The organism is Corynebacterium confusum, from assembly GCF_030408715.1.
In the GTDB taxonomy this organism is placed as follows: domain Bacteria; phylum Actinomycetota; class Actinomycetes; order Mycobacteriales; family Mycobacteriaceae; genus Corynebacterium; species Corynebacterium confusum.
On record NZ_CP047202.1, the window covers coordinates 2,333,178 to 2,346,176 of the forward strand.

Sequence of the window (12,999 nt, forward strand, 5' to 3'; positions counted from 1 at the left end):
CAGAGCTTTGGCCAAGCCCCGCCAGGATTTAGCCGCGCTGGGCCAGGTAGTGCTTCTTAGCCACGCGGCGTGCGATCTTGCCCGAGGAGGTCCGGTTGATCTCGTGGGCCTGCTTAAAGACGATGTCGTCCGGGGTCAGGCCGTGGTGGGCGGAGACTGCCGAGCGGATGGCCTCGGCCGCGGCGGCGTCGCCGGAGGGCTCGGCCGTATCGACGCGCTCGACCAGCAGCACCAGCTGCTCGGTGTCCGCGCCCTCGACGGAGAACGCCGCCACGGAGTCCGGGCGCACGTGCTCGCTGGCCTCCTGGACGGTGGACTCGATGTCCTGCGGGTAGTGGTTGCGGCCGGCCACGACGATGAGGTCCTTCAGGCGGCCGGTGATGTAGAGGTGGCCGTCCAGGATAGTCCCCAGGTCGCCAGAGGCCATCCAGCGATCGTCGTCCGGGGCGCCGGCCACGCGGGTAGCCGCCATGCGCTCGCCCAGGGTGTTGTGGAAGGTCGCGGCGGTGTCCTCGTCGCGCTCCAGGTAGCCGGCGGCCATGTTCTCGCCGTGGGCCCACAGCTCGCCGATGACGCCGTCGGCGACCTCGGCCCGGGTCTCCGGGTCGACGATGGTCAGGTACTGCGGCTGCACCACCTGGCCGACGGAGGCAAAGGCCACGGTCTTTTCGGAGGCCTCTCCCACCTCGGCGCGGCCCTCGGCCAGCGCGGCGCGGTCGAAGTGGGTAATCAGCGGGCGCTCGTCGGTCTGCGGGGTGCTCACCAGGAGGGAGGCCTCCGCCAGGCCGTAGGACGGGCGCAGCGCAGCGCGCTTGAAGCCGTAGGGCTCGAAGGTGTTCAGGAAGCTGTCCACAGCGGACTCGGTGACCGGCTCCGAGCCGACGATGAGGCCGTCGATGTGGGACAGGTCCAGCTCCTCGCCGTCGGCCGGGGCGCCGTAGCGCGCGGCCAGCTCGAGCGCGAAGTTCGGGACCACGCCGTAGGTGGCCTGCAGCTTGTCGTCGATTGGCTTGCGGTTGAGCTGGCCCACCCAGCGCTTCGGCTGCTGGATGAAATCGCGCGGGGACATCAGCTCGAAAGGCAGGCCCAAGATGGTCACGAAGACCGTGAGGATGATGCCCATGTCGTGGTGCAACGGCAGCCAGGTGACCAGGCGCAGCGGCATCTTCAGCTGCGCGGCGCGGAAGATCTGCAACACGTTGGTCAGAATGGAGCGGTTGGTCAGGATCACGCCGGCCGGGGTACGGGTGGAGCCGGAGGTGTACTGCAGGAAGGCGGTCTGGTCCAGGGGCATGACCGTGGACATCGCCAGCTGCTGCTGGCCCTCCAGGGTCGACGCCGGGTTCTGGTAGGACGCCGCAAGGCTGTCCGGCAGCGAGTCGACGGAAAGTACGCGCGGGCGCTCCCGGGAGGGCAGGTCGGCAAAGTGCTTGCGCACCGCGGCCGCCGATGCCCGGTTGGTCAGCACCAGCTTCGGCTGGGCGTCGGCGAAGACCGCCTTCAGGTGGTCCGCGTGGCCCGGCTCGTTCGGATCGTAGAGCGGGATGGGCGTCATGCCGGCGTACAGGCTGCCCAGGAAGCCGAAGAGATACTCCGGGGAGTTGCCGGCCAGGATGGCTACCCGGTCGCCCAGCTTGCCGACCTGCTGCAGGCGGGCCGCCACGGACTTGATGCGGGTGTTGACCTCCTGGCGCGAATAGGTCACCAGTTGACCGTCCCGGCTTTCGGAGTAGTCCCAGAAACGCAGGACCTTCCGGTCACCGCCGCCGGTCTGCAGATCGCCCTGGTAGAGCAATTCCGCGAGCCCGGCGAGGGTCAGCTGCGGCGCGAGGGTGATCTCCCCCTGGTCGTTGAAGAACTGGCCCATGGCGGCGTGTAAGTCCATGTCAGTAACGCTCCTTGAAATCCGATTCGCTTTATTTTGCTACTAAAATTATCAGACGAGGCGGCCGCCGTGTTACACCGCGGGCGGCCGGTTTTAGATGCCGTCGATGATTCCGCGGGCCCAGCCGACCACCCAGTCGTTGGCGGTCGTGCCTTCGACCACGTGCGGGTTGGAGGCGTACTGCGCGTGCACGCCGTTGGCGGCGATGAGATCGCGGGCGCGCTCCAGGCCGTTGGCGGCATCGCGCGGAGCATCGCAGATGGAGTCGTCCGGCGCGCAGATCTGGAAGGTCCGGTCTGCCAGCTCGCCGAAGCCGTTGGGGCGCGCGCCGCGCATGGTCGCGCCCGGCACGATGGGCTGGACCAGCTTGCTGATAGGCTCCAGGGCAATCTCCGCGCCGATGCCGTTAACCTCGACGCCCGGGTTGATACCCACGCCGGGCTCGCGACGGCCGTCGGCGATAAGGGCCACACCGGCCACCGACTCGGCCGGGACCGCGCCCGTGCCCGCGCCGATCTGGTCGGCGACGTCGCCCAAGATGACCGCACCCTGGGAGAAACCGGCCATGACAAACTTCGTCGCCGGGCAGGTCTCGTGCATGGTGCGCAGCTCGCCCTCCAAGGTGGAGGTGCCCTCCTGGCGGGAGTCGTCGTAGGACATCTCCTCCTGGGAGTTGATGTTCTTAAACTGCGCGGTGTACGGCAGGGTCCACACCTTCACGTCCTGCGGGGCGTAGGCCTGCTGCAGCGGCTGGGAAATCGACAGCATGAAAGAGCGCGGGTTGGCGGTCGGGTTGATGGGATCGTCGTCCGCCTTGGATTCCCAGGTGCCGGGGGCGGAGATGACCTCGACCCGCGGGCACCAGTCCGGCTGCTCCGGGGCGGCCGGCTCGTCCTCGCCGGGCTGCGTGGCCGGCGGCTCCGACAGGTTACTCGAGGAGGTGCTGTTGAAATAGCGCACCGCGGAGGCGCCCAGGATCACCAGCAGGATCACTACTGCTACCGCAGCAAGGGTCTTTTTCATGTGTTGTGCCTGTCTCGTCTAGCAGTAGGCGGATCGCGCTTCGTCGGCCAGGAACCGGGTCAGCTCTTCGTAATCCAGCTCCGTGCGGCCCTGCTCGATGAGCTGGCCGGCAACCGCGTTCAGGGTGATGGGTTCTTCTTCCACGCAGACCCGCTGCGCGGCGGAGACCAGCTGCGTTTCCACGCCGGCCGCGTCGATGTCGCGCTCGCCTACCGCGCCGAAGAACTCGGCATCGCCCGCAGACGCGTCAGCTTCCGGGGAGGGGATTTCGGAGATTTCCTCCGCCCCGCGGTCCTCCGGGGCGCGGTCGCCGGCTGGCGCCGGGGCGGAATCCTTGGTGCTGCTTTCGGCCGACTCCGACTCGGAGGCGGATGCCGACTCGGACTCCGAGCCGCGCTCCAGCGGCGCCACCGAGGTCGGGGCCTCGGCCTCGTTATCGTTGTCTACGGTGGCGGAACCGCAGGCCGCCAGGCCCAACGATGCCGCCGCGGCCAGACCCGCAATCAATTTTCGCATGGCGCTGATAGTACTCCTTCCGGCTGGCGTTTAGGACTTCTGCACGCGGCCGAAGATCTCGCTCAGAGTGCCCTTCTGGAACTTCTGGGTCAGGCCGCCGGCCGGGATCTGCTCCGTGTCGGAGGTCGGGTAGCCCATCTCGCCCTGCTCGAAGCCGCGATCGCCCCAGGCATCGAAAAGCTTGCCATGCATGATGAAGTGCGCGCCGGTCTTCGGGGACCAGTAGATGTTGCCGTGCTCGAACTCCTGGAAGGCGCCGCCCTTGATCTTGATCTCGTCGCTGGTCGGGAAGCCCAAACCGGTGGTCGCGCCGCCCATCTCCTTGTACTTGGCGCCGATGGCGCCGTGGACGATGTGGTGGGAGTTATCCGGGTTACGGGTCAGGACGCCGTTCTCGAACTCCTGCTGGAAGCCACCGTTGACCTCCTGCGGCGCGGAGGTCGGGTACTTAAGATCCCCGCCTTCCCAGCCGTTCTTGCCCCAGGCCTCGACCATGTCCTTCGGGATGGCATAAGCGCCGGTCTTGGCGGTCCAGTAGATGGAGCCGTTCTCAAAGTGGACGAAGCGGCCGCGCTGATCCGGGGTCTTTACCTCGTTGGTCAGCGGGAAGCCCAGCCAGGAGCCCGGGCCACCCATCTCGCTATAACGCGCGTTGATGCGGCCAACCAGCGCTTTGGCGCCGGTCTCCGGGGACCAGTACGCGGTGCCCGCGCTGAAGTCCTGGGCCTTGCCGTTATCGCCGGCGTCGTATTCGTTGTTGACGCACTCGCCGATGGTGCCGGACCTAGTGGCCTCACCGATGGCACCGATGGCTTGGCAGTCCGCCCCGCGGTCTTCCTTGGGGATGGCCAGGGCGTCCGCGATGGACGGCCAGGCCTGCTGCATCTCGAACTGCCAGTATTCCCAGCTGTGGACGCCGGACGGGCGGAAGTGCGCCTCCGGCTCCACGCCGGCGCGCTTGGCGTAGGTCATGAAGGTTCCGCCGGACATGCGCGAGATGGCCTCCAGGCCGATACCGGCCATGTTCGCCGGGCCCTTGGCGACGGACTCGGGGTTGCCGAAGTCGTCCTTGCCGGAGCCGGCGGAGATGTAGACCTTCATGTCCTTCAGGTTTTCGATGCCCAGCTTCGGGTCGTGGTCGATCCAGTCCTGGGAGCCCGGCGGGCCCCACATGGCGTCCGAGTTGTACCCGCCGGCGTCCATCTGCGCGGCGCGGATGGCGGCCGGCATGCCGCTGCTGGTGGTGTCAAGGTAGCCGGAGAAGGAGCCCACGAAGTCGAACAGGTGCGGGTTGCGCTCGGCCAGGTTGACCGCGGCGGTACCGCCCATGGAGATACCCGTCACGGCGCGCTTGTGGTTGGAGCGGTACTCGTTGTCCAGGATCGGCACCAGCTCTTGGGTCAGGAAGGTCTCCCACTGGTAGTGGGTGCCGTTGTCTGGGCGCTGCCAGTCGGCATAGAAGGAGGACTCGCCGCCCACCGGCATGATCAGGTTCACGTTGCGGTCGGCGTACTGGTTCAGGATGTTGGTCTCGATGGTCCAGCCGGACTCGTCGTCGCGGGCGCGCAGGCCGTCCAGGGCCCAGACTTCCGGGAAGGTGGCCTCCGGGTTGGAGTACCAGTCACGCGCCAGCTGGATCTGGACCTTCTGCAGCTTGTCCGGCATGGCCGCGGACTTGATGTAGACCATCAGGTGGCGGTTGGTCAGGTACTCCACGCGCTCGATGTCCACGCCCTCCGGCAGGCCTTCGACGTCCGGGTAGGTGGTGTCAACCGGGGTACGCTTCGGCGGCGCCGAGGGGGCGAAAGAATCCGACAGGCTCGACCCAGACGAGGAGGAGCTGAGATCTCCCAGGCCCTGCTGGGCGGTGGCGTTAGGCAGCAGGGCGATGCCGACGGCCAGCGCCGTGGGCAAGGCCGCGGCGGCCAGCCCGCGGCGGGTACGAGTCTGGTACGTGTTGCGCGCCTGGCGCGGGGAGGGCTTCGGAGCGGATGTGCGCATGGAGGTATCCTTGACGTTCGACTAGTAGACAGACAGCGATGGAGTCCCAGCCAAAAGAGCCAACGAGGCAGCGCCCGCCGAAAACACGGCTAGCGCACCCGGAAACTCACGCAATCCGAAGGTTCCCCTCCTCCGGAGCACGTACCTGGGTTGTTGTGCGCTCAAGTTTAAGTTCAACTTGAGACTTTTCCTAGCCGACACGCCCAAAGTCACATTCTGATCCCGAAATACCAAAATCCCCGCGCTAGGGCTAGTTCACTAGCACGGGGATTTGGTGTAGTTCTGGTGCGGGTCTAGGACCGGCTTACCAAGCGTTCATCACGTTGAGGACGCGCGGCTTGGTCTTATCCAGCTGGCGGCCGAACTGGTTCCAGTTGTGCAGGCCGACGTTCGGGTAGTCCGTGGTCAGCTTGACGCCGTCGGCGCGGGCCTTGAGCTCGTACAGGCGGGTCGAGACCATGGAGAAGGCCTCCAGGGCCGCCCCCGATGCCCGGTGCTGCGGCAGGTACTTCTCATCGCCCGGGCCCGGGATACCGGAGGCGGCGGAGACGTAGACGTCCTTGCCGCGCAGGCCGGAGGTCAGGTGGAACGGGTCGTTCGCGAAGCGGCGCGGGCTGATCAGGGTGCCGTACATGGCGTTGATGTTAAAGCCGCCGGCGTCCAGCATGGCCAGGCGCATGAAGGTCTGGGCGCCCGGCAGCGTGGTGGTCAGGTAGCCGGAGAAGGACATGGCCTGACGGAACTGGTTCGGGTGCTTGCTCGCCAAAACGATGGATGAAGTAGCGCCCATGGACAGGCCCGCGATGGAGTTGTTGTTGCGGGCAACGCCGAAGTTGCGCTCCAGGTAGCCGGGCAGCTCCTGGGTCAGGAAGGTCTCCCACTTGTAGTTGACCGGGTTGGTCAGGTCGTAGGTGGCCGGACCTTCCCAGTCGGCGTAGAAGGAGGACTGGCCTCCCACCGGCATGACCAGGGTGATGTTGTGCGGCTCGTAGGTCTTCGCCGCGTTCACGTCGTTGACCCAGGCGTTGGTGCGGTCGGTCGCGCGCAGGCCGTCCAGCAGGTAGAGGCCGGCGTTGCCGCCGCGCTTGGCCGGCTGGATCTGGACCGGGATGTTGCGGCCCATGGACTGGGACCACACGTCGCAGCGCTGGACCCACCAGCCCACGCGGTCCCAGTCGCAGTGACCGGTGGCGTCGGCACGCAGGTAGTCACGCGGGGCGGCTTCGGCCCGCTGCGGGCCAGCCACGGCGAGCATGGTGACGACCATAAGGATGGCCGCGACCACTGCGGTGACCCGGCGGGACGCGCGGGAGGCGAAAGACGTCAGTGTCATGTCTCTCCTTGCTTGTGTACTTTTTGTTTCAGTTTTTACTGAAGGGTTCCTTCAGTACGTATCGATCGCAAGCGGAGTTGCGTTAACAATCACGATTTTATAACAGTGCCTGAGATTCTAGACGATTGCTGTCAATTTGTCTCATTCCGGCAGCTGACTGGGGACTACTTGAGGTAGTCCTGTGCGTTATCTGTAAACTGCAGCGTCCGCCCGTCGGTCAGCGAGAACTTGATGTTTTCGAAGAACCTTCCGGCATCCAACGGGCCGCGGTAGGTCGCGAAAAGCTGCTGGAAATCCGGGTGCTCGAGGGCCCGGCGGTTCTTAGCCACCTCGTCCTTGTCGTACCACGCGGGCAGCTCATCGATGTCCACCGCGGAGTCCGCGGCCCGCCAGCTAAGCGGCAGGGACTTGTCGTGGCCGATGCGCCCGTCCTCGATCCGCGGCTGCCGCGCCGCCAGCGGCGTGGCCAACCCGATGTTGTCCAGCACGCGCACGTCCAGCGGCGAATACATCGAGGACATGCCCATGTTGATGAGGTACAGCGTCGGCGGGTCGTGGCGGTTATCATCGCGCCCCGCGGTCGTCCAGGCGTTGTCTTCGACGGAGTCGCCGTCGAGGTAGCGGATGGCCAGCGCGTCGCCGCGCTGCAGCCCGTCAATGGCGTCATCGAAGCCGCGCAGCAGGCGCATCTTCCGGTAGTCTTCCGCGTCCTTCGGCGGGTTTCCGGGTTCCCGCTTGGTGGCGTAGGTCCAGTAGTCGCGCTCGTCGATGATGGAGAGCTCGCCCTCGTAGATTTTCCAGTCCACCGGGTGCCCGCGCCAGGCCACCACCGCGGCCCAGACCGCAATCCCCGCCACGCCGGCCGCGGCCCAGTAATCCCGCACCGGCAGCACGAAGACCGGCAGCAGCAGCGCGAAGAACGGCAGCAAGAGCATGCGCCCGTGCATGAAATCGCCGCCCACGCGCAGCACGTAGAGCAGGTGGATCAACGCGCAGACGAGCAGCAGGCCGACGACGACGGGCTGGCTGCGCACCGCGGAAAAGTGCGCATCGCCGCGGAATTGGTAGACCGCCAGCGCCAGCAATACCAGCAGAGGCAGCCAGAGCCAGTAAGGGCCGACGAAGTCGCCGAGGTAGTTGAAGCCGGCGCCCCAGGCGGCATCGGCAGCCGACTTGGCCACGGCCGTGTGCGGGGTCAGTAGGCCGTAGTAGCCCATGCGGAAAACCTGATAGGCCAGCGGCAGGGGCAGGGCCACACCCAGGATGCCCGCCCAGTGCGCCGGGCGGCGGTGGGTCACCAGCAGGACGATGCCGGTCAGCCCGCCGTAGAGCGCCAGCTCCGGGCGCACCAGCCAGGACAGGCCGGCCCAGAAGGCCACCAGGTAAGGGTTGGCCCCGCGCACCCAGCGGGTCAGCAGCCACCACAGGACCGCGAGGTAGAAGATGGACAGGCCCCACTCCAGCCCGGAGGTGAAAAAGTCCCGGGCCGGTGGCAGCGCTAGGTAGACCAGCGCGCCGGCGGGCAGCACCACCGCGCGCGTGGCGTGCCGCCCGCCGGTGTTGTGCACCTGCGCCGTGGCCCACGTGCCGACCACCAGGGCGGCCACGGACAGCGCGATGGCCAGCCACATCGCGATTTCCTCCAGCTGGGCGCCAGTGACCAGGCGGCCCAGGTAGATCAGGTACTGCCACAGCGTGGAGGTGTTGGCCTCCACGCGCTCCCCCGCGTTGAAGACCGGCCCGTTACCGGCCAAAAGGTTGCGGACGGTGCGCAGGACGATGAGGCCGTCGTCGGCAATCCACCGGCGCTGCCACGCCGCGAAGAAGGTAATCGCCCCGATAGCGACACTGCTGCCCACCACTGAGAGGTGGGCCGCGCGGGGACTACCGATTTTTTGCATAACAGAGCAGGTTACCAGTTGTCCCCCGAATTAGATCATCGGGAAAACATAGACCGCCATGGCAATACAAGCCAGCCAGAGCAGCGCCAGGATCTGCAGGACGCGGTCCTCCAGCGCGATCTCGTCCGGCGCGCCGCCGTGGCCGCGGTCGACGTCCGCGGCGTAACGCAGGATAGCGATGGTAAACGGCACCATCGAGACTTGGTACCAGATACCGGCCACGCCATCGGCCTGGCTGGACAGCTCGAAGCCCCACAGCGTGTAGGACATCACCACGGCCGTGGCCGCCAGGGTCCACACGAAGCGCAGGTAGGTAGGTGTATAGCCTTCCAGCGACTTGCGGATCTTCGCGCCGGTGTTCTCCGCCAGCAGGATCTCCGAGTAGCGCTTGCCGGAGGCCATGAACAGCGAACCGAACGCGGCGACCAGCAGGAACCACTGGGACAGCTCGATGCCCGCGGCGACACCGCCGGCCATGGTACGCAGCATGAAGCCGGAGGAGACCAGCGCGATGTCGATCACCGGCATGTGCTTCCAGCCGAAGCAGTAGCCCAGCTGCAGCGCGATATAGACCGCGATGACCAGCGCCAGCTCCACGCCCGCGGTGGCCAGCAGCGACAGGCCGATGGCGCCGACGATGAGCACCGCCGCCATGACGTAGGCCAGCTGCACCGGCAGCACGCCGGCGGCAATCGGCCGGAAGCGCTTGGTCGGGTGCGCGCGGTCGGCCTCGACGTCGCGGGCGTCGTTGATGAGGTAGATGGACGACGCACCCATGCAGAAGACCACGAAGGCCAGCAGGACGTCCAACAGCACGCGGCCGTGGAACAGCGCGTCCGCGCCCGCGGCGGCCGGGGCGGCCAGCACGAGCACGTTTTTGACCCACTGTTTGGGGCGCAGGGCCTTGACCATGCCGTCGGCGAGGTTCTTCGGCGGCTTGCGCTTCCGGCCCGTGTCTACGCCGGAGGTGTGAGGCTCCGAGTGAAAGAAGCTCTGGTTGCCGTCATCGTGCGGATGGGCGCTCATGCGGTTTTCCTTTCCAGCCGGCTTACAACCTGCGCCGTGGTGGCCCCCAGCAGGGCGCCCACGGCAGTATCAGAGGGATAATGCACCCCCAGCACCATACGCGACGCCATCATCACCGGCACGCCCAGCCAGAAGCTACGCTTGCCAGTCACACGGGCAGCCGCCACGAGGAAGGCCGCCGTCGACGTCGAGTGCGAGGACGGGAAGGACAGGCGCGACGGCGTTGCCACCCCGACCCGCACGTAGCTGTAGTCCGGGCGGCGCCGGCGCACCACGCGCTTAATCACTACCGATGCCGCGTGCGAGCCAAAGGCCGCCACGCCCACCCCGGCCCACTGGCGGCGCCGGGGCTTATCGATGCCCGCCGCCATCGCGGACAGCGCCATCCAGCCGAGCGCGTGCTCGCCGAAGTGGCTCAGGCCCCGCGCGGTCGGCAGAACGCCGGGCACGTCGAAGGCGACGTCCTGGATGGCTTTGAGGACGTGCGACTCGGCATCGTTGAGCTGAGAAATGCTACTCAAAGATCTTCCTCCAGGATTCACGGCTGGTCAGCGCCGGCAGGGCGGCGCGGTAGGTGGCGCGCAGTTCGTCGAAGTGGTTCTCGATCTCCTTGAGCAGCTCGCGGGTCTGCCCCACCAGGTCTTGGGCCAGCTCGCGGTCGCGCTTGCGGAAGGCCACGCCGGTGCCGCCGGCGGTCGAGACCGTCGCCGAGTCCAGGCGCGACAGCGTGAACCAGCGTGCCTCCTCCGGCGTCAGGTTTAGCTGCGGCGCCGCGTGGTGTGCCGGGTCTTCCTTGCTGGCCAGGTGCTTGATGCTCTTGAACAGCCAGGGCAGCTTCTTGATCTTGCCCAGGCGGCCGCCGATGTTGCGGGTCGGCACGCCCGGCGCGCCCGTCGGGGCCGGAAGCTCGGCCGCCGAGGGCAGGATCTGCGCGTCGGAGTACTGCGAGCGGATCTTGTTGATCCGCGGCAGGGAGGACTCCAGGATGTCGAAGAGCTGGTCCGGGCCGGCCAAAAAGTCCCGCATGGCCTCCAGCTGAATGGCCATGGTGGAGTACTCCATGCACATGGTGTGCTTGAGCGTGGACTTGAAGATGGAGCGGGTGATACCGCGCGGATCGCCGTCGTGGTAGATGGCCGCCACGATCAGGCGGTTGCGCAGGTGGAAATAGGCCTGCCAGTCGATGGCGTCGTCCTTGTCCGCCCAGGCCATGTGCCAGATTGCCGCGCCCGGCCAGGTCACAGTCGGGAAGCCAGCGCGCCCGGCGCGCAGGGAGTACTCGGTGTCGTCCCACTTGATAAACAGCGGCAGCGGCTGGCCCATCTTTTCAGCCACCACGCGCGGAAACAGGCACATCCACCAGCCGTTGTATTCCACGTCGACGCGACGGTGCAGGGCACGCGAGTCGTACTTGTTGGGTTCCTTGTGCGACTGGGCATCGCCAATAGCTGAGAGCGGGTACCTAGCGAAGTCGTGGTCGTAGACCGCGTGCGGGGCCGGGCCCCACATGAAGTCGGACTTGTTGACCTGCTCGCCGGTGGTGCGCAGCTGGCTGCGCTCCTGCAGGTTGAGCATCTGGCCACCGACGATGATGGGGCGTGCGGCGTAGCGGGCCGCCTGCACCGCGCGCAGGATGGAGTCGGGCTCGATGGCGATGTCGTCGTCCATGTAGAGGATGAACGGCGAGTCGGTGTTTTCGATGGCCTCGAACATGATGCGGGAATACCCGCCGGAGCCGCCCAGGTTGCCCTGGCGGAACTCGCGGAAGCGCTCGCCGAAGTGGGCGACGGCCGCGTCGTAGCCCGGCTCATCCGCCGGGTGCTGGTTGCCCTGGTCCGGCATGAGCACGTAGTCGATGATGCCGTCGACGACCGGGTCCTCGGCCAGCGCCTGCAGTGCCGCCACCGCGTCGGTCGGGCGGTTGAAGGTTGGGATGCCCACGGCCACGCGCTTGTCCGCGGCCGGCTGGGTGGTGCCGTCAGGCAGCACCTGCTCGCCCGGGGCGTGCGGGGCGCACCAGGCGACCTGGGAGAGCTCGGTTTCGGTCTCGGCGGTGACGTCGAACCACAGCCAGCCGCCGTCCTCGAAGTTCTTCAGCGGCAGCTCGAAGTGGTGCTCGCCGTCCTCGACCAGGTGGTTGGCCACGCCGATGCGCTGCCCGTTTTCCTTGGAGCGGTACACCGAGACATTCGCCTGGCCTTTGACGTGCAGCGACAGGACGATAGAGTCCAGCTGCGACCAGCGGCGCCAGTAGGACGCCGGGAAGGCGTTGAAGTAGGTCTCGAAGGAGACCTCCTCGCCGGCCGGAATGGTCAGGGTGGTGCGGTCGTGCCAGCTCAGGCGCTGGCGGTTCTGCGGAGATTCAATGAGGTAGAGCATGCGCACGTCATTCGGCTCGCCGCGCTTGGGCAGCAAGACGCGTTGCACTGCTTCATATTCCTGGGGGTAAGTCACGATGGCTTCTTTTTCTCCAAACGTTTTTTACACTCTTCTAGCGAGTAAGGGTAGTGCCCCCAGGCGCCCAGCACGTTCTCACACACGGTCATGGGTCCGAATTCACAGCCGCCCGCCCGGATGCGGCAGGCGCACAAAAACCCCGCCGCCACCCCGGGATAACCGGGACGGAGCAGGGTTTTGATCGGTTTCGGGTGCGCCTTAGGCCTCGACGGCAACCTTTTCGTTCACCGGGTCGATGCCCAGCTTGCCCAACATGTAGAGCACGCGGGCTTCCAGATCGTCGGCCAGCTCACGGGTCTGCTCGACCGTTACGGCCGGCAGGATGTCCCAGATCTTGACGTCCTTGCCCGCCTCGTCGCGGACGACGTCGCGGCCCAGGTAGACGATGAAGTCCGGCATGGTGACCGTCCGGGCATCGTCGAAGTGGCGCGGCTGGCCCTCGCTGAGACCCCGCTCGGCCAGGACGTGGCCCATGTGGCTGGCGTCCTCGTTTTCCGGGTGGGACACGGCCGCATCCACCAGCAGGGCGTCGCCGGCGTGCTTCTTGGTCAGCTCCACGGCGGCCTCCGCCAGGGCGTGGTCGGTACCGGCGGCAAAGCGCACGTGAATGCGGTGCTCGCCGAAGTACTCCATGACTTCCCGCTCCACCAGGACCGGGACGAACTCTTCCAAGACAGCACGCTCGGAGTGCTTGGCGATGACCTCATCCAGCTTGGCATCAATCGCCTCGGCGCTGTGCGCATGCCCGAAAGCTGCGTGCAGGTCCTTGCGCAGGGTGTCAAAAACTCGGTTATTATTCATCATCGCTATTCACCTGATTTCTTGTTATTACGGCGAAGTTTCATTATCTTCAACCA

Annotated in this window: 10 protein-coding genes; all 10 read right to left on the reverse strand. The window is 66.6% G+C overall.

Annotation, left to right across the window (positions count from 1 at the left end; translation table 11 throughout):
• Window positions 1-28: 28 nt before the first annotated feature.
• A complete protein-coding gene (locus tag CCONF_RS10765) occupies window positions 29-1,885 on the reverse strand; it encodes a FadD32-like long-chain-fatty-acid--AMP ligase (protein WP_290223606.1) in 1,857 nt (618 codons plus the stop codon).
• Window positions 1,886-1,978: 93 nt separating this feature from the next.
• Window positions 1,979-2,908, reverse strand: coding sequence for a cutinase family protein (locus CCONF_RS10770; RefSeq protein ID WP_290223609.1), 930 nt, complete (start codon window positions 2,906-2,908; stop codon window positions 1,979-1,981).
• Window positions 2,909-2,926: 18 nt separating this feature from the next.
• Window positions 2,927-3,424 (reverse strand): hypothetical protein, encoded by a 498-nt coding sequence (locus tag CCONF_RS10775; protein ID WP_290223611.1) that lies wholly within the window; start codon window positions 3,422-3,424, stop codon window positions 2,927-2,929.
• 30 nt (window positions 3,425-3,454) lie between these two features.
• Entirely contained in the window at window positions 3,455-5,425 is a 1,971-nt protein-coding gene (locus CCONF_RS10780; RefSeq protein ID WP_290223613.1) for an alpha/beta hydrolase-fold protein, read from the reverse strand.
• A gap of 304 nt (window positions 5,426-5,729) precedes the next feature.
• On the reverse strand, window positions 5,730-6,758 hold the full coding sequence (locus CCONF_RS10785; RefSeq protein WP_290223615.1) for an alpha/beta hydrolase: 1,029 nt from the start codon (window positions 6,756-6,758) through the stop codon (window positions 5,730-5,732).
• 164 nt (window positions 6,759-6,922) lie between these two features.
• The gene (locus tag CCONF_RS10790) at window positions 6,923-8,659 is read right to left on the reverse strand and encodes an arabinofuranosyltransferase AftB family protein (RefSeq protein WP_290223617.1); all 1,737 of its coding nucleotides are present in this window, start codon (window positions 8,657-8,659) and stop codon (window positions 6,923-6,925) included.
• A gap of 30 nt (window positions 8,660-8,689) precedes the next feature.
• Window positions 8,690-9,685 carry a decaprenyl-phosphate phosphoribosyltransferase gene (locus tag CCONF_RS10795; protein ID WP_290223621.1) on the reverse strand — a complete coding sequence of 332 codons (996 nt, stop codon included), beginning with the start codon at window positions 9,683-9,685 and terminating at the stop codon, window positions 8,690-8,692.
• Complete coding sequence (locus tag CCONF_RS10800) at window positions 9,682-10,206, reverse strand: phosphatase PAP2 family protein (RefSeq protein ID WP_290223625.1); 525 nt, start codon at window positions 10,204-10,206, stop codon at window positions 9,682-9,684. Before CCONF_RS10800 ends, CCONF_RS10795 begins: the two co-directional genes overlap by 4 nt.
• Window positions 10,199-12,139, reverse strand: a complete 1,941-nt coding sequence (locus CCONF_RS10805) for a glycosyltransferase (RefSeq protein ID WP_290223627.1) — start codon at window positions 12,137-12,139, stop codon at window positions 10,199-10,201. The genes CCONF_RS10800 and CCONF_RS10805 overlap by 8 nt, the downstream gene beginning before the upstream one ends.
• Before the next feature lie 201 nt (window positions 12,140-12,340).
• The gene (locus tag CCONF_RS10810) at window positions 12,341-12,946 is read right to left on the reverse strand and encodes a three-helix bundle dimerization domain-containing protein (RefSeq protein ID WP_435384078.1); all 606 of its coding nucleotides are present in this window, start codon (window positions 12,944-12,946) and stop codon (window positions 12,341-12,343) included.
• Window positions 12,947-12,999: the final 53 nt, after the last annotated feature.

Coding starts and splice junctions, on each gene's coding strand:
- CCONF_RS10765 (WP_290223606.1), bottom strand. CDS start 1,885: ATGGACTTACACGCCGCCATGGGCCAGTTCTTCAACGACCAGGGGGAG.
- CCONF_RS10770 (WP_290223609.1), bottom strand. CDS start 2,908: ATGAAAAAGACCCTTGCTGCGGTAGCAGTAGTGATCCTGCTGGTGATC.
- CCONF_RS10775 (WP_290223611.1), bottom strand. CDS start 3,424: ATGCGAAAATTGATTGCGGGTCTGGCCGCGGCGGCATCGTTGGGCCTG.
- CCONF_RS10780 (WP_290223613.1), bottom strand. CDS start 5,425: ATGCGCACATCCGCTCCGAAGCCCTCCCCGCGCCAGGCGCGCAACACG.
- CCONF_RS10785 (WP_290223615.1), bottom strand. CDS start 6,758: ATGACACTGACGTCTTTCGCCTCCCGCGCGTCCCGCCGGGTCACCGCA.
- CCONF_RS10790 (WP_290223617.1), bottom strand. CDS start 8,659: ATGCAAAAAATCGGTAGTCCCCGCGCGGCCCACCTCTCAGTGGTGGGC.
- CCONF_RS10795 (WP_290223621.1), bottom strand. CDS start 9,685: ATGAGCGCCCATCCGCACGATGACGGCAACCAGAGCTTCTTTCACTCG.
- CCONF_RS10810 (WP_435384078.1), bottom strand. CDS start 12,946: ATGATGAATAATAACCGAGTTTTTGACACCCTGCGCAAGGACCTGCAC.